The sequence below is a fragment of the Paenibacillus sp. GCM10027630 genome (assembly GCF_042676305.1).
Classification (GTDB): Bacteria; Bacillota; Bacilli; order Paenibacillales; family NBRC-103111; genus Paenibacillus_S.
Window position 1 is genome coordinate 1 of sequence record NZ_JBHTGY010000091.1, and the last position, 14362, is coordinate 14362.

Here is a 14362-nt window from a genome sequence, read left to right on the forward strand (position 1 = left end):
AAGACCGTTTAACGCAAGCTTGTCTTAAGCTCAAAAGTAATGCTAGCGAGAATTTGCATTCTCTATTTTAACACTCACTCGTTGTTCAGTTTTCAAAGGGCAATCGTTGACAAAGCGATACATTTTGCTGCGTATCTTCTTTTGTCATTTATTGTCGCTGTTTTTAGCGGCGACTTTTTTAATATACCACATTCACTCGGTTCAATGCAAGTATTATTTTTTACTGCTTGTTTTTCTCACACTTGCTTGATCCTTTAGAACGCTTTGCCGTTTTAGCGGCGAGGAATAATGTATCACAGACTACAAATGAAAGTCAAGCATATTATAACAATTTTTAATGATACATTCTGTTCCTTGCGTATTTGGATATTTCTTTAGGAGAAGCCAGCCTTGCATACATACGAAAAATGACTTTATAGCGCGACTCAATGGCAATTTTAATATCTCCATCAATTCTCTTATCATTAAGATCAAACAACATTTCATCCAACTCTTTTTTCAATACGTAATCAAGCTCTCTGCATTCTCTTTCGTTAAATAAGAACCCGAGCATCGGCTTCTAAGCCCCTTTCATGTTAACTTACGGCATTATTTAGACACAAAAAAAGCATGCGAAGTAAAAAGCACATTATAGCGAAATCTAGATGTTGCGCGCTTTTATCTTGCATACCTTTGCCAGCCAAGCATCTTGCATGCTTTACTGTTATGCACATATTTGGTTTTTTTTATGCTATTTCGTTTTATCGTTTTATGAGCCAATAGGTGAAAGTACTCTCAATCAATGCTGCGGCCGTTAAAGAAACAATTAATATCACGACAACCATCGGAATAGCTTTAGCAAATCCATGTAGTTCCTCTTTATATTTGACGGACCGCTCTGGACTAATTAGGGCTATTACCATCTTCAACATCAACGCACCTAACCGCAGCCCAAATGCACAGGCAAATACAATAGCTGGAATTTCAATGATCCCATGCGGCAAAATCCCTTTAATGAAATATAACAAAGATTCCTTTTGCGCAAAGTTTGAGCCTAAATAGCCCAGAAGCAATCCGTTAACCAGCAAAAACAATAAGGGAAGAACACCGAATATAGCTCCCAATGCAATAATTGCAACAGACTTAATGGTATTGTTCCAAAAAATAAGCCAAAACAATGACCACTGCTGATTCGGTTTATCTTTTAAAGATTGTGTTAATTGCTCCATCCCTTTGAGTTGGCTTTCAATGAATCCTTGAAACTGATCCGAATATCCCGCCCCTAATATAACTCCAAGAGTAAATACCAGAGCAGCCGCAATAAAATAATGTTTCATTAAACGAAACTGAAGCATCATATTTTTCACCATATCACTTCTCCCAAATTGATTTGAAACTACATAAGACTAGCATATCTTTCTTGTCCCAGCATACATTTTACTAATCTCAACTTATACAAGCTCTGCCTACATATGCAGGGGTAAAAAAGGAGGACAGGTTTGTGAATTATTTTTATGTTTTGAACGGAAGAAAATTAAAACAAGCACTCATTATTGCAGTCGCAGTGGTTTTTGCTATAGGTATTATTTACTCGGAACGAGACAATGTAACGGTGTTCTCACAAGGTGAACCGGCAGCTATTTACAGTGTTCAGACGGAAAAAAAGGTCATAGCCCTCACTTTCGATATTAGCTGGGGTGACACTAGAACAGAACCCATTCTCAAAATTCTGGAGGATAAGGGGGTTAAAAACGCTACTTTTTTCTTATCGTCCCCATGGAGCAAGAGTCATCCTGACATTGTAACCCGTATTGCTAAGGGCGGCTGGGAAATCGGCAATCACGGGCATAAGCACGTTAATTACAGCAGTCTGAATGACGAAGAAATCCGCAATCAGATTCAAACGTCTCACAAAATCCTCAATGAAGTTACCGGGCAAAATCCAACATTAATCCGCTTACCTAACGGGGATTTTGATAAAAGGGTACTGCGTATAGCAAATGATCTTAATTATACAGTGATCCAGTGGGATACGGATTCAATGGATTGGATGAACAAGGGAGTGGACAATATTATCAATCGAGTTGTGTCCAAAGCTCACCCTGGTGATATTGTATTAATGCATGCCAGTGATTCCTGCAAGCAGACGCATGAAGCTCTCCCCGTCATTATTGATCAATTGCGCGCCAAAGGGTATGAATTCGTTACAGTGGGTCAGCTGCTTAAACAAACACAGGTTAATAATAAGCCCCCTGTCGAAGATCAAGCAATGAAACATTTCCAATAATTCAAATCCACGTCACGTGACTTGCAATATCAGACTTCTTCAAATCCGATGAAAACTTATAAAGTTTGATATTACAAAAAAAAGAGCCGTTATAGCGGCTCTTTTTTTGCGCCCAGCACCTTTGACAAAATCAAAATTTGCCATGCATTGCTTGCCATCAAAGGAACCATCATAAACAAAGTGGAGGCAAAGCTGTTTAATCTTAACGCAGGCACTGCTTCAATGGCCGTTACAGCCGTCATAAAGAATAAGGTAGGAATAAATCCGTTGCGATTCGTTAATTTCACCTTCCATAATGCAGTCCCAACAGCAATAACAAGCATGGATATAGGTAAGATCATGTACGAAAGCCAGTTGCCTTCCGTCCCCATGTGGCGAAAATAAATCAAGTCAAACATCGTTATAACGATTAGAATAATTTGCAAAGTATCCCAAATCCATTTATTGCGAACAAAGCCAATAGCTAAAAACCTAATAATTAGATAAGCGAAAAAGCCCATTTGACTCAAAACACTTATCATCGCTCCACCTAACAGCATAGTAACGGCATTAAATCCGATTTCCTTACCGCCCAGAAGAGTAAATTGTTGATCCGTAGTTTGTAAAATCAGTCCGATCACCAGAGCCGCACCGGCACCAATGAATAACGTTGTCCAAAATAAATAAAACCATTTTCTTAAAGTCACTACTTATACCCCCAAAACAGACTATGTTCAGAAGTTAATTGTACCAACGTTCACAATAAAAAGCCAATGAGCTATAGAGTGAAAATAAGGCACTTTGGCGAATAATAAGATCATCATTTTAAAGAAAGGAGCTTATGACCATGATCCTTAATAAGTGGTGGCAAAAGGTTCCGTTGATACTGTTCGTTTTAGTTCTGACTTCTTGTGGTTCTGAATCAAAATCCTCGCAATCCTCACAGAACGGCGGCTATAAAGATACAAAAACAATGGTGTTGGATATTCTTAAAACTGAAGATGGTCAAAAGGCGATCATCGCTGCACAAACGAAAGCCGCATCAAGCAGTGAGGGCCAAATAAAGCTGCTATCAACGGGAGACTCCCAGCATATTCAATTAGCTGTTAAGGATGTTCTGACCGATACATCAAACAACAAATTTCTGCAGAACGTAATAACCGATCCGAAGTTTGCCGGCCAGTTTGCCAAAGCTATTCAGAAGGATATGAAGCAGCTTCAAAAGGATCTTATGAAAGATCCCGAATATCAGACAACTATGATCAGCACCTTGAAAAATCCTGATTTCGAGAAAATGCTTCTGGATACCATGAAAAGTCCGCAGTATCGTCAGCAAACGAAGACAGTCATGCAGGAATCCATGCAAAGCCCTCTGTTTCGATTAGAGTTAATGAATATTATGAAAAAGGTCCTTGAAGAGGAATCACAACCGAAGGCTCAAGGTCAAGGTGGTAGTGGTGGAGGCGGCGGGGGCGGAGACAGCAAAAGCGGTGGAAAAAGCGAAAGCGGCGGCGAGAAAAAACAAGGCCAGTAATTTAAATTCGCTGCAGCCCTACATCAAGAAAAAGGACTGGCACCTAAGCCAGTCCTTCATTTTATGTCAATTTTCCGACAACATGCCGGGCCAGCTCTAAATAAATTTGTCCCGTTTCTGACTCTGCCTTATACACAGACGGCGAATACTCCGCTTCAGAAATATGGTTATCCGGTGCACCTAGTGGTATTTGAGCCACTAATTCGGTATGCAGCTCTTCGGCCAGCTTAGCGCCTCCGCCTCTGCCAAATATATATTCCTTCTCCCCGCACTTTCCGCACTGGTAATAGGCCATATTCTCAACGATACCCAGCATCTCATGCTCTGTATGTATCGCCATAGCGCCTGCTCTAGCCGCTACGAAAGCAGCTGTTGCATGTGGAGTAGTAACTATAATTTCCTTGCTCTGAGGTATCATCTGATGAACATCCAACGCAACATCTCCTGTACCTGGAGGCAGATCAAGCAGTACATACTCAACATCCCCCCAGCTCACTTCCTGGAAGAAATTGCGCAGCATTTTTCCAAGCATAGGTCCCCGCCAGATTACAGGTGTGTTTTCCTCAACGAAGAAACCCATCGAGATTACCTTAACGCCGAAACGTTCTATAGGTATAATTTTGTTATCTACGAGCTCAGGCTTTTGATCAATTCCCATCATATCCGGAACACTAAAACCGTAAATATCAGCGTCCACTAGCCCAACTTTTTTGCCCATTCTAGCTAATGCAACCGCCAAATTTACCGTAACCGTTGATTTACCTACTCCACCCTTACCACTCGCAATAGCAATAAAATGGACTCCTGCTGAAGGATCTAATATATTTCTAATTTCAGCTTTAACGTTATGTACTTCCGCTTGCGCCTGTTGTTGTTTAAGCTTAGCTTCATTTCTATCGAAATCGGATAACACACGGAAGCGTAAATGAACTTCTTTCGCTCCTGCCTTTTGGAATGCACTCGTTATTTGTTCTTGCAGTAAATTTCTGTGTGCTTCATTATCCATGGACAATAATACGGTTGCGGAAACATGCTCTTCCTTGATCATAATATCCCGGACAAACTGCAGCTCTGCCAGGTCCAGTTGAAACTCAGGGTCACGCAGATGACGTATTGCATTCAATAAATCTTCTTTCGTTAGCACATCTTCACCTCAACTAATAGATTATCTCTTCTTCTACTACCCTTTATTATATCACAATTTCTTTAGGAACCCACTTTTTCCCCGGCATAGTACCTCAATATCCCTTGATAAATGGATGCAGCTATTTTTTTCTGGTAGGCTGGCGTATTTAATAAATTGGCTTCTGCCGGATTGGATAGAAATCCAACTTCCACCAAAGCACTTGGGATCTGCAATGATTTAAGCAAAAATACATTTTCCACCGTTTTTGCGACTCGATCTGTATTTTTCAAATTTTTCTTCACTTCATCTTGAATTAATGCCGCTAATACTCCACTTTGCTTATGTGTAGGGTAGTAAAAGGTTTGTGCTCCGCTCCATTTAACGGATGGAATAGCATTCAGGTGAATGCTCACAAACATGTCGGATTTCTGCTGTATAATAAATTGTGCTCTATTTACCAGATCCTCCGTTTTTCTTTTGCTGTACCCTTTTGTAGACGGTTGTGCCAAATCTTTATCTTCTTCCCGAGTCATAACAACCAAAGCGCCGGCTTCCTGCAAATAATCGCGAAGATGCAAAGTAATCGCCAAGTTGATATCTTTCTCAATAATTCCATTCTTGCTTTCAGCACCTCCATCAGGCCCTCCATGGCCTGGGTCCAGTGCGATTTTTTTCCCTGATAAGGGCATAGTCCAGTTTGTCCATGTGCTTGTAGCAGGAAGCTCATAGGTAAACATAAATAACATTAGTCCTACAAGTAAAGCCGTCATGACCAATTTAAGGCCGCCAGACATCGTAAGCCAAACAACGACCCTCTTTCTTCTTTTAAACATAAAAAAATCCACCTCGCATCCCCATAGACTCATTAACATCTATATGGGATGAGGTGGACAAATATACCTTCGTCCTACACCTGGTATTCCGGTTCTTTCATGCCTTCAATTAGCACCTTCGCCACTTCGGGACGAGTAAATTCCGGAGGCGGACATTGACCGTCACGGAGCAATGCACGTACTTTAGTTCCAGACAAATGCATGTGATCCGCTTTATCATGCGGACATGTTTTGCTAGAAGCCATGTTGCCGCATTTCGTGCAGAAGAAGCTGTGCTCAAAGAACAGAGGTGTAATACCTAGCTCTTCTTGAGTAAAGTTTTTGAAAATTTCTTGGGCTTCATAAGTACCATAATAATCGCCTACACCTGCATGATCACGGCCAACAATGAAATGCGTGCAGCCATAGTTTTTACGTACCAACGCATGGAATATCGCTTCACGAGGGCCTGCGTAACGCATAGCCGCGGGGAACACACCCAAGAAGGCACGGTCCTTCGGATAGTAGTTCTCCAACAATACCAAGTAACTGCGCATGCGTACATCTGCAGAAATATCATCCGATTTGGTTTCACCCACCAATGGGTTTAAGAATAAAGCATCCACGATTTCCATTGCGCTCTTCTGAATATACTCATGAGCCCGGTGAACCGGATTACGCGTTTGAAAGCCCACGACTGTCTTCCAACCATTTTCCACAAAAAGACGACGTGTTTCAGATGGATCAAAGTAAAATTGTTCAAACTTCTTAGGCTTAGGACGATTCAATACTTCAATGGGTCCCCCAATATTAATATTAGGTCGGGAAAAAAGCTTCTGAACACCAGGGTGCTCAATATCATCTGTTTTAAAAACTTTTACTGCCTCGTCCTTATGATCAACCTTATAAATACTTTGAACATCCAATATCCCGTACACAACGCCGTCGTGCTCACCGACAAGCGCCACTTGCTCCCCAATTTTCAATGATTCAGCTACATCCTCTTCCACAGCTAGTGTAATCGGAATACTCCATACGGTACCATCAGCCAGGCGCATATTATTTACTATTGATGTATAATCTTGTTCGATCAGGAAGCCCGTTAGAGGTGAAAATGCACCGACGCCAATTAAATCAAGATCTGAGATGGTCCAAGAGTTGATTTTTAATTGAAATAATCCTTTTGCCAGCTCTAACAAATTATCTCTTTGCTTTCCTTGAACTACGCGATTAATTAATACGCCACCGTGAGGTTGAATGGTTTCTACAGTCATGGAGAAATAGCCCCCTCTTTCGAGAATAATTGAACTACCTCTATTATTTATGAAGTCCGCATTCTGTCTTTTCATTCCCTGCCCAGCGTCCTGCACGTGGATCTTCTCCAGGCATAACTTGACGCGTGCAATGAGAACAGCCGATGCTTGGGTAATGGTTGTCATGCAGCGGGTTGTATATAACATTATTATTACGAATATAATTCCAAACATCTTCTGAAGTCCAGCTTGCCAATGGATTAAATTTAACTAAACCGAACTTTACATCATATTCAACTTTTTTCGCATTAGCACGAGTAGGTGCTTGATCGCGGCGAATTCCTGTAATCCAAGCGTCATAATTTTTCAAAATATCAGTCAAAGGGTCGACTTTACGGATATTACAGCATTGATTCGCATTGCTTTTCCATAATTCTTCTCCAAACTGAGATGCTTGCTCATCCAAAGTTAGCTTAGGTAATACCTGAACAAATTCTAATCCATAATGCTGTTCTAGGCGATCACGTGTATCCAAGGTTTCTTGAAAATGCACATTAGTATCCAGATAAAAGATATCGCTTTTAGGACTTATTTTCTGAATCATATCCACTAAAACAACATCTTCAGCGCCGAAGCTACAGGCTAATGTAAGGTTAGGGAATTTTTCTACCGCCCATGCTATAAGCGATTCTGGCGATTGATTTTCAAAAGTTTCCGCGGCTTCTTGAATCATTTTTTCCTTTTCAAATAGGTTCATACTTTCTCCTCCTGCACTTTTTAATTCCGAGTATATTAATGTGTTTTATTATATATAATTCATTATAGCTTTCGAAGACTTTTTGTCAAATTAAATTTTTCTCGGGCTAATTATTATTATATTCGGGCTTTTGCCTAAAGGTGTTATGAAAAACAAAAAACCTTTCCACCATAATAGCGGAAAGGTTTTTATAGTAAGTATTAACGTTTCGAGAACTGAGGAGCACGACGTGCTGCTTTCAAACCGTACTTCTTACGTTCCTTCATACGAGGATCACGAGTCAAGAATCCTGCTTTCTTCAAGGATCCACGGAATTCAGGATCAGCTTTCAGAAGTGCACGGGAAATGCCGTGACGGATGGCTCCTGCTTGTCCAGAGATTCCTCCACCGTTAGCAATAACCAATACATCGTATTGACCTAATGTTTCAGTTAGGTTTAAAGGTTGTTTTACGATCAGTTTCAATGTTTCCAAACCGAAGTATTCATCTAGCTCGCGTTTGTTGATTACAATACGGCCTTCGCCTGGTACCAAACGTACACGTGCTACCGAATGCTTACGACGGCCTGTTCCATAATATTGAACTTGTGCCACAAGACAGTCCTCCCTTTATATTATCCGCGAAGTTCATACACAACAGGCTGTTGAGCTTGGTGTGGATGTTCCGATCCCGCGTATACTTTTAATTTTGTTTTCATGCTGTCGCCAAGACGATTTTTAGGAAGCATACCGTGAATCGCAAGTTCGATTACACGCTCAGGCTTATTGTTAATCATATCTTGTGCTGAAGTTACTTTCAAACCACCAGTGTACATAGAGTGACGGTAGTACATTTTGTTTTGCAATTTTTTACCCGTCAAATGGATTTTCTCTGCATTAATGACAATAACAAAGTCTCCTGTGTCAACATGAGGTGTGAATTCAGGTTTGTGTTTGCCGCGAATCAGGCTTGCTGCTTCGCTTGCAAGACGACCTAGAGTTTTGTCAGTCGCGTCGATAATGTGCCATTTGCGTTCTACTTCATTAGGCTTAGCCATATATGTGGTACGCATCAATAGTTCCTCCTAAACATTTTGCATTTCAGTGCTCATACAATAAAACAACACAGTTGTGATGGACAACTAGTCATTTCATCATCTTATATCTATTTGTATCGTTCATAATTATTTAAATAGGTTTTGACCCTGCCTTGATCCGGGGCCGTGGGATAGCCGATCAAGAAACGCCAATTGATATTGTACTACATCTGAAGGAACAAATCAAGACGTTATTCCAGCCTATTTATATAATACTTCCCACAGCGTTAATCCATGCGACATTGCTGTCGGACCGGCACTGGCGCGATTACGTGCATCCAGTATGTCCTTGACTTCCTCGCTGGAACGTTTGCCTTCTCCGACTTGAATTAAGGTTCCCGCAATGATCCTTACCATGTTGTATAAAAAACCGTTACCGGTCAAATATATATGAATAGCATAGGATTGTAATAGGGGGTCGAGCTGCTCACATTCCATTCTTGCTTCATAAACAGTACGAATATTAGATAACTTCGTAGAGCGAACGGAACAGAAGGATGTGAAGTCATGCTCACCTTTAAGGTATTCGAGCCCTGCTCTCATCTCTTCTGTATTAAGAGGTGTAGGATGATAAAACTCCAAGTGCCTTTTAAATAAATCGGGATGTTTTCCGCAACGAATCGTATACCTGTACGTTTTTTGAACAGCCGCTCTTCTTGAATGGAAGTTATCATCTACAAGCTTTGCTCCACTTACTAAAATATCTGCAGGCAATAGTGTATTCAAAGCCATACACCATCGCTCTACCGGTATTTTTGAAGCCGTTAAGTAGTTGATGACTTGACAGCGTGCATGTACTCCTGCATCAGTCCGGCCTGACGATGTTATTTTTATCGTTTCCCCAGTCAATGACAGAAGAGCTCGCTCCAAAACGTCCTGAATAGTATTCTGATTAGGTTGGGTTTGAAAACCGCAGTATGCTGTTCCGTCATAACTGACAGTCATGCAAATGTTTCTCACGGTCTACCTCCGTAATTCCATCACACTTGTTGCAGCTGATAAACCAACAAAGAAGTATCAGTTGACAACCTCAGGCTACAAAAAAAAGGGTTTCATCAGAATCAAGATGATCCCGTCCACCCTTCCTACCCTTTTATGCACGATCTACAAGCTCTAAATATACCATAGGCGCTGCATCGCCGCGACGAGGTCCAAGCTTCAAGATTCGAGTGTAACCACCTTGACGTTCTGCGTAACGAGGAGCTAGATCAGAGAACAATTTTTGGATTGCATCTTGATTCTCGTTTGCTGCTTCACGACGAACAAAGGAAGCAACTTGACGGCGAGCGTGAAGATCTCCACGTTTTGCCAGTGTGATTAATTTTTCTGCTATGGAGCGCAATTCCTTCGCCTTAGCTTCAGTCGTTTGGATGCGTTCGTGTATAAACAAGTCAGTTACCAAGTCGCGAAATAAAGCTTTACGCGCACTGGAATCACGACCTAATTTTTGGTATGCCATTTGTGCAACCTCCTTCTGCTTAATTAGAGACGATTAATCTTCCATTCTAAGGCCAAGACCAAGCTCTTCCAGCTTTTCTTGTACCTCTTCTAGAGATTTACGTCCAAGATTACGAACCTTCATCATGTCTTCTTCCGTTTTCGTAATCAGTTCCTGTACAGTGTTGATGCCAGCGCGCTTCAGGCAGTTGTAAGAACGGACAGAAAGATCAAGCTCTTCGATAGTCATCTCAAGCACTTTTTCTTTCTTGTCTTCTTCTTTCTCCACCATAATTTCAGCGTCTTTGGCTTCATCAGTTAAACCAACAAACAACATCAGATGCTCCGTTAAAATCTTGGCGCCCAAGCTTACAGCTTCTTCAGGTCGAATACTTCCATCGGTCCAGACTTCGAGGGTTAGTTTGTCATAGTTAGTTACTTGACCGACGCGAGTGTTTTCAACGCTGTAGTTGACGCGAGTAATCGGAGTGTAGATCGAATCAATCGGAATAACTCCGATTAATTGCTCTTCTTTTTTGTTTTTGTCAGCTTGTACGTATCCGCGACCACGATTAGCATGAATACGCATGTGAAGACGCGCGTCAGAGGATAATGTAGCGATATGCAAATCCGGATTAAGGATTTCTACATCGCTATCACCGCGAATGTCGCCAGCTACAACAGCACCCTCACCTTCAGCATCGATCTCCAACACTTTCTCTTCGTCGGAGTGAATCTTTAACGATAGCCCTTTAAGGTTAAGGATAATCTCCGTAACATCTTCCATAACGCCTGGAACAGTTGAGAACTCGTGCAAAACTCCATCGATCTGAACGGAGGTTACAGCAGCCCCCGGTAAAGAGGACAGCAAGATTCTGCGAAGCGAGTTCCCAAGTGTAGTTCCATAGCCTCTTTCCAATGGTTCAACAACAAATTTGCCATATGACCCATCTTCACTCAATGATACGGTTTCTATTTTCGGCTTTTCGATCTCGATCACTTATAACCCTCCTTCAAAACGTCGGTTTCCCTCTGGATAACTTAAGACGCATAAAACGTGCAGTATATCTATCCAAATAGTATTCACCAATATTGGATAATTATACCACTATTCGCAATCCTGAATTAGACACGACGACGTTTTGGAGGACGGCAACCGTTATGTGGAACAGGAGTCACGTCTTTAATCAGGTTTACTTCCAAACCTGCTGCTTGCAGAGAGCGGATAGCCGCTTCACGACCTGCACCAGGGCCTTTAACCATAACTTCTACTACCTTCATGCCATGCTCCATAGCTGCTTTCGCTGCAGACTCAGCTGCCATTTGAGCAGCAAAAGGAGTGCTTTTACGAGAGCCCTTAAAGCCCAGGTTTCCTGCACTAGCCCATGAGATTGCATTACCATGAGGATCTGTGATAGTTACAATCGTGTTGTTAAACGTAGAGCGGATATGAGCCACTCCAGTATCAATATTTTTCCGATCACGGCGTTTGGTACGAACAACTTTTTTAGGTTTAGCCATTTTAAGTGTTAACCTCCTTTACTATTTTTTCTTATTAGCTACTGTACGACGAGGACCTTTACGTGTACGAGCATTAGTTTTTGTACGTTGACCACGAACAGGTAAGCCGCGGCGGTGACGAACACCACGATAGCATCCGATTTCGATCAAACGTTTAATGTTCAATGCGATTTCACGACGAAGATCACCTTCAACCTTAACCGTTTTATCAATTGCGTCACGAAGTTTGCTTACTTCGTCTTCCGTCAAATCGCGAACGCGAGTAGATGAACTAACACCAGTGTTAGCCAGAATTTTTTGGGAAGTAGTTGTACCGATACCAAAAATGTAAGTCAACGCGATTACAACGCGCTTATCACGAGGTAAGTCTACACCAGCAATACGTGCCATTTATACGAGCACCTCCTTAACCTTGTTTTTGTTTATGCTTAGGGTTTTCGCAAATTACCATTACGTTACCTTTGCGGCGAATGACTTTGCATTTCTCGCAAATGGGTTTGACCGATGGTCTAACTTTCATTTTGATTACCTCCTGTGAGTTTTCGGAAGAAAACTTACTTCGTAAGGATTACAGAGCTTGCTTAGCAAGTTGGTTTCGAACAAAAATACCGATTTATTTAAAACGATAGGTTATACGGCCTCTGGTCAAATCATAAGGCGAAAGTTCCACCGTCACTTTGTCACCAGGCAAGATCCGAATAAAATGCATTCTGATTTTTCCGGATACATGAGCAAGTATCTTATGACCGTTCTCCAATTCAACCTTAAACATTGCATTAGGAAGAGGTTCAATCACTGTACCTTCAACTTCAATTACATCTTCTTTGGCCACAGTCATTCTCCTTTCTCTTGTGCTTCTGATTCCATTTGATCCACATACTTAAAGAGTGCGAACCTCAGTTTACCGTTAGTTACGCGACCGCTTTCGAACAAGCTATCCACTACTTCACTGCTAACCATTTGCAGCAGCTCGAGATGACTCAAATTTTTCTTCTTAGGATGGTCAAATTTCCGTTTGTCGCCGTCTGCAATCCATACGAAACGTTGGTCTTCGACGCTGATTATAACAGCGTACTTCCCGGAATCTTTACCACGAACAATCCTAACAATTTGTCCGAGCTGAGGTATGTTAACCGAATTCACTTTATCACCTACGATCCAGACTTAGTGAGTATTTCATACCCTTCTGGAGTAATAGCGATGGTATGCTCAAAATGTGCGCACAGTGTGCCATCCACTGTAACAACCGTCCAATTGTCCGCCAGTGTTTTAACGAATCTTTCACCGACGTTGACCATGGGTTCAATTGCTAATACCATACCAGGTTTCAGACGAGGTCCTCGTCCTGGTAAACCGTAATTCGGAATTTGTGGCTCCTCATGAAGCTCAGAGCCAATTCCATGCCCTACATATTCTCGAACAATTGAAAAACCTTCATCCTCAACGCATTTTTGAATCGCATGAGAGATAGTGAATAATCGTGCATCCGGTTTAGCTTCTGCCAGACCATCGTACAAGCTTTTTTCAGTTACCTCTAATAACTTCTTAGCCGTTTCCGAAATTTCACCTACACCATACGTCCAAGCAGAATCTCCATGATATCCTTTGTACTTAGCACCGATATCAAGACTGATGATGTCACCATCTTTAAGCTTACGTCCACTGGGGATGCCGTGAACCAATTCATCATTAACTGAAGCACAGATGCTGCCAGAAAAACCGTTATAGCCTTTAAAAGATGGGGTTGCACCCTGACTGCGAATAAAATCTTCTGCGATTTGATCCAACTCTTTGGTTGTAATATCGGGCCGAATCGATTTCTGTAATAAGCGATGCGTTTCGGCTACTATGCGTCCGGCTTCCCTCATTAAATCCAATTCAGCTGCTGATTTACAAATGATCATTACGCTTGCCCTCGCAATAGTGAACTGATTTGTGCAGTAACCGTATTTATTTCTTGCTCACCGTTAACCTCACGCAAGTTTCCTTTGTCACGATAATACGACAGCAAAGGTGCCGTCTTGTTCATGTACTCATCAAGACGAGTACCTACTTTTTCTTCGGTATCATCCGATCTTTGATACAGTTCACCTGAACACTTATCACATACATTTTCAGTTGCAGGGGGGTTAAACAAGATATGATACGTAGCTCCACATGCTCTACAGATCCTTCTTCCAGTCAATCGAGCTAATAATAGATTGCGATCAACACTCAGGTTAATCACATGATTTATGCTTTTACCCATAGCATGTAATATTTCATCAAGCGCTTCTGCTTGAGAAATCGTTCTTGGAAACCCGTCAAGCAGGAAACCAGGAGCACAGTCAGACTGTTGAAGTCTTTCTTTAACAATACCTATGGTAATTTCGTCTGGTACCAGTAAACCTTGATCCACATACTTCTTTGCTTCAAGTCCTAGTGGCGTTCCCTGTTTCATTGCCAAACGAAACGCATCACCCGTAGAAATATGCGGGATTTGAAATTCATTGACGATACTTTCCGCCTGTGTACCTTTACCTGCACCAGGAGGCCCCATAAAGATTACGTTCATAATGACTTCCTCCCCATCACATCAAGTGATGCTAACAGCACAATAGGT

At 41.6% G+C, this 14362-nt stretch carries 21 protein-coding genes; 2 read left to right on the top strand and 19 right to left on the bottom strand.

Annotated features, from left to right (window positions below; genetic code table 11):
* Positions 1–334: 334 nt before the first annotated feature.
* A complete protein-coding gene (locus ACFQ0C_RS33865) occupies positions 335–553 on the bottom strand; it encodes a hypothetical protein (protein WP_171651121.1) in 219 nt (72 codons plus the stop codon).
* Positions 554–740: 187 nt separating this feature from the next.
* Positions 741–1349, bottom strand: a complete 609-nt coding sequence (locus ACFQ0C_RS33870) for a stage II sporulation protein M (protein WP_379373608.1) — start codon at positions 1347–1349, stop codon at positions 741–743.
* Between the two features lie 131 nt (positions 1350–1480).
* Between ACFQ0C_RS33870 and pdaB the strand changes: the two genes are divergently transcribed.
* Positions 1481–2266: a polysaccharide deacetylase family sporulation protein PdaB gene (gene pdaB / locus ACFQ0C_RS33875; RefSeq protein ID WP_258217793.1), complete on the top strand. Its 786-nt coding sequence runs from the start codon at positions 1481–1483 to the stop codon at positions 2264–2266.
* 89 nt (positions 2267–2355) lie between these two features.
* On the opposite strand, the gene ACFQ0C_RS33880 is transcribed toward pdaB, so the two are convergent.
* Positions 2356–2952 (bottom strand): KinB-signaling pathway activation protein, encoded by a 597-nt coding sequence (locus ACFQ0C_RS33880; RefSeq protein WP_258217794.1) that lies wholly within the window; start codon positions 2950–2952, stop codon positions 2356–2358.
* A gap of 140 nt (positions 2953–3092) precedes the next feature.
* Here ACFQ0C_RS33880 and gerD point away from each other — a divergent pair, with 140 nt between their 5' ends.
* A complete protein-coding gene (gene gerD, locus ACFQ0C_RS33885) occupies positions 3093–3779 on the top strand; it encodes a spore germination lipoprotein GerD (protein ID WP_379373611.1) in 687 nt (228 codons plus the stop codon).
* Between the two features lie 61 nt (positions 3780–3840).
* Here gerD and ACFQ0C_RS33890 read toward each other — a convergent pair whose 3' ends face one another.
* The 16 genes from ACFQ0C_RS33890 to ACFQ0C_RS33965 all read right to left on the bottom strand — a co-directional run bounded on the left by ACFQ0C_RS33890 (position 3841) and on the right by ACFQ0C_RS33965 (position 14314).
* Complete coding sequence (locus ACFQ0C_RS33890; RefSeq protein WP_379373613.1) at positions 3841–4923, bottom strand: Mrp/NBP35 family ATP-binding protein; 1083 nt, start codon at positions 4921–4923, stop codon at positions 3841–3843.
* Between the two features lie 62 nt (positions 4924–4985).
* A complete protein-coding gene (cwlD, locus tag ACFQ0C_RS33895; protein ID WP_379373615.1) occupies positions 4986–5738 on the bottom strand; it encodes an N-acetylmuramoyl-L-alanine amidase CwlD in 753 nt (250 codons plus the stop codon).
* 74 nt (positions 5739–5812) lie between these two features.
* A complete protein-coding gene (gene sat, locus ACFQ0C_RS33900; RefSeq protein WP_379373617.1) occupies positions 5813–6991 on the bottom strand; it encodes a sulfate adenylyltransferase in 1179 nt (392 codons plus the stop codon).
* A gap of 43 nt (positions 6992–7034) precedes the next feature.
* Positions 7035–7727 (bottom strand): phosphoadenylyl-sulfate reductase, encoded by a 693-nt coding sequence (locus ACFQ0C_RS33905; RefSeq protein ID WP_258217799.1) that lies wholly within the window; start codon positions 7725–7727, stop codon positions 7035–7037.
* Positions 7728–7927: 200 nt separating this feature from the next.
* Positions 7928–8320: a 30S ribosomal protein S9 gene (rpsI, locus tag ACFQ0C_RS33910; protein WP_171651108.1), complete on the bottom strand. Its 393-nt coding sequence runs from the start codon at positions 8318–8320 to the stop codon at positions 7928–7930.
* Positions 8321–8340: 20 nt separating this feature from the next.
* Positions 8341–8778, bottom strand: coding sequence for a 50S ribosomal protein L13 (rplM, locus tag ACFQ0C_RS33915; protein ID WP_171651107.1), 438 nt, complete (start codon positions 8776–8778; stop codon positions 8341–8343).
* Between the two features lie 225 nt (positions 8779–9003).
* Positions 9004–9762 (bottom strand): tRNA pseudouridine(38-40) synthase TruA, encoded by a 759-nt coding sequence (gene truA / locus ACFQ0C_RS33920; protein WP_379373621.1) that lies wholly within the window; start codon positions 9760–9762, stop codon positions 9004–9006.
* Positions 9763–9895: 133 nt separating this feature from the next.
* Entirely contained in the window at positions 9896–10261 is a 366-nt protein-coding gene (rplQ, locus tag ACFQ0C_RS33925; protein WP_010498832.1) for a 50S ribosomal protein L17, read from the bottom strand.
* Positions 10262–10294: 33 nt separating this feature from the next.
* Complete coding sequence (locus ACFQ0C_RS33930; RefSeq protein ID WP_133236160.1) at positions 10295–11239, bottom strand: DNA-directed RNA polymerase subunit alpha; 945 nt, start codon at positions 11237–11239, stop codon at positions 10295–10297.
* Between the two features lie 125 nt (positions 11240–11364).
* Positions 11365–11760 carry a 30S ribosomal protein S11 gene (gene rpsK / locus ACFQ0C_RS33935; RefSeq protein WP_089201728.1) on the bottom strand — a complete coding sequence of 132 codons (396 nt, stop codon included), beginning with the start codon at positions 11758–11760 and terminating at the stop codon, positions 11365–11367.
* A gap of 21 nt (positions 11761–11781) precedes the next feature.
* On the bottom strand, positions 11782–12150 hold the full coding sequence (gene rpsM / locus ACFQ0C_RS33940) for a 30S ribosomal protein S13 (protein WP_258217801.1): 369 nt from the start codon (positions 12148–12150) through the stop codon (positions 11782–11784).
* A gap of 16 nt (positions 12151–12166) precedes the next feature.
* Entirely contained in the window at positions 12167–12280 is a 114-nt protein-coding gene (gene rpmJ / locus ACFQ0C_RS33945; RefSeq protein ID WP_003333770.1) for a 50S ribosomal protein L36, read from the bottom strand.
* Between the two features lie 93 nt (positions 12281–12373).
* Positions 12374–12592 (bottom strand): translation initiation factor IF-1, encoded by a 219-nt coding sequence (infA, locus tag ACFQ0C_RS33950; protein WP_009676800.1) that lies wholly within the window; start codon positions 12590–12592, stop codon positions 12374–12376.
* Between the two features lie 2 nt (positions 12593–12594).
* Complete coding sequence (locus tag ACFQ0C_RS33955) at positions 12595–12903, bottom strand: KOW domain-containing RNA-binding protein (protein WP_258217802.1); 309 nt, start codon at positions 12901–12903, stop codon at positions 12595–12597.
* An 8-nt stretch (positions 12904–12911) separates the two neighbouring features.
* On the bottom strand, positions 12912–13664 hold the full coding sequence (gene map / locus ACFQ0C_RS33960; RefSeq protein ID WP_258217803.1) for a type I methionyl aminopeptidase: 753 nt from the start codon (positions 13662–13664) through the stop codon (positions 12912–12914).
* Positions 13664–14314: an adenylate kinase gene (locus tag ACFQ0C_RS33965; protein ID WP_258217804.1), complete on the bottom strand. Its 651-nt coding sequence runs from the start codon at positions 14312–14314 to the stop codon at positions 13664–13666. The genes map and ACFQ0C_RS33965 overlap by 1 nt, the downstream gene beginning before the upstream one ends.
* Positions 14315–14362: the final 48 nt, after the last annotated feature.

Bases quoted from the DNA above. Each gene is read 5' to 3' on its own strand.
- ACFQ0C_RS33865 (WP_171651121.1), bottom strand. From the start codon at position 553: ATGCTCGGGTTCTTATTTAACGAAAGAGAATGCAGAGAGCTTGATTAC.
- ACFQ0C_RS33870 (WP_379373608.1), bottom strand. From the start codon at position 1,349: ATGGTGAAAAATATGATGCTTCAGTTTCGTTTAATGAAACATTATTTT.
- gerD (WP_379373611.1), top strand. From the start codon at position 3,093: ATGATCCTTAATAAGTGGTGGCAAAAGGTTCCGTTGATACTGTTCGTT.
- cwlD (WP_379373615.1), bottom strand. From the start codon at position 5,738: ATGTTTAAAAGAAGAAAGAGGGTCGTTGTTTGGCTTACGATGTCTGGC.
- sat (WP_379373617.1), bottom strand. From the start codon at position 6,991: ATGACTGTAGAAACCATTCAACCTCACGGTGGCGTATTAATTAATCGC.
- ACFQ0C_RS33905 (WP_258217799.1), bottom strand. From the start codon at position 7,727: ATGAACCTATTTGAAAAGGAAAAAATGATTCAAGAAGCCGCGGAAACT.
- rplM (WP_171651107.1), bottom strand. From the start codon at position 8,778: ATGCGTACCACATATATGGCTAAGCCTAATGAAGTAGAACGCAAATGG.
- rplQ (WP_010498832.1), bottom strand. From the start codon at position 10,261: ATGGCATACCAAAAATTAGGTCGTGATTCCAGTGCGCGTAAAGCTTTA.
- rpsK (WP_089201728.1), bottom strand. From the start codon at position 11,760: ATGGCTAAACCTAAAAAAGTTGTTCGTACCAAACGCCGTGATCGGAAA.
- rpsM (WP_258217801.1), bottom strand. From the start codon at position 12,150: ATGGCACGTATTGCTGGTGTAGACTTACCTCGTGATAAGCGCGTTGTA.
- rpmJ (WP_003333770.1), bottom strand. From the start codon at position 12,280: ATGAAAGTTAGACCATCGGTCAAACCCATTTGCGAGAAATGCAAAGTC.
- map (WP_258217803.1), bottom strand. From the start codon at position 13,664: ATGATCATTTGTAAATCAGCAGCTGAATTGGATTTAATGAGGGAAGCC.
- ACFQ0C_RS33965 (WP_258217804.1), bottom strand. From the start codon at position 14,314: ATGAACGTAATCTTTATGGGGCCTCCTGGTGCAGGTAAAGGTACACAG.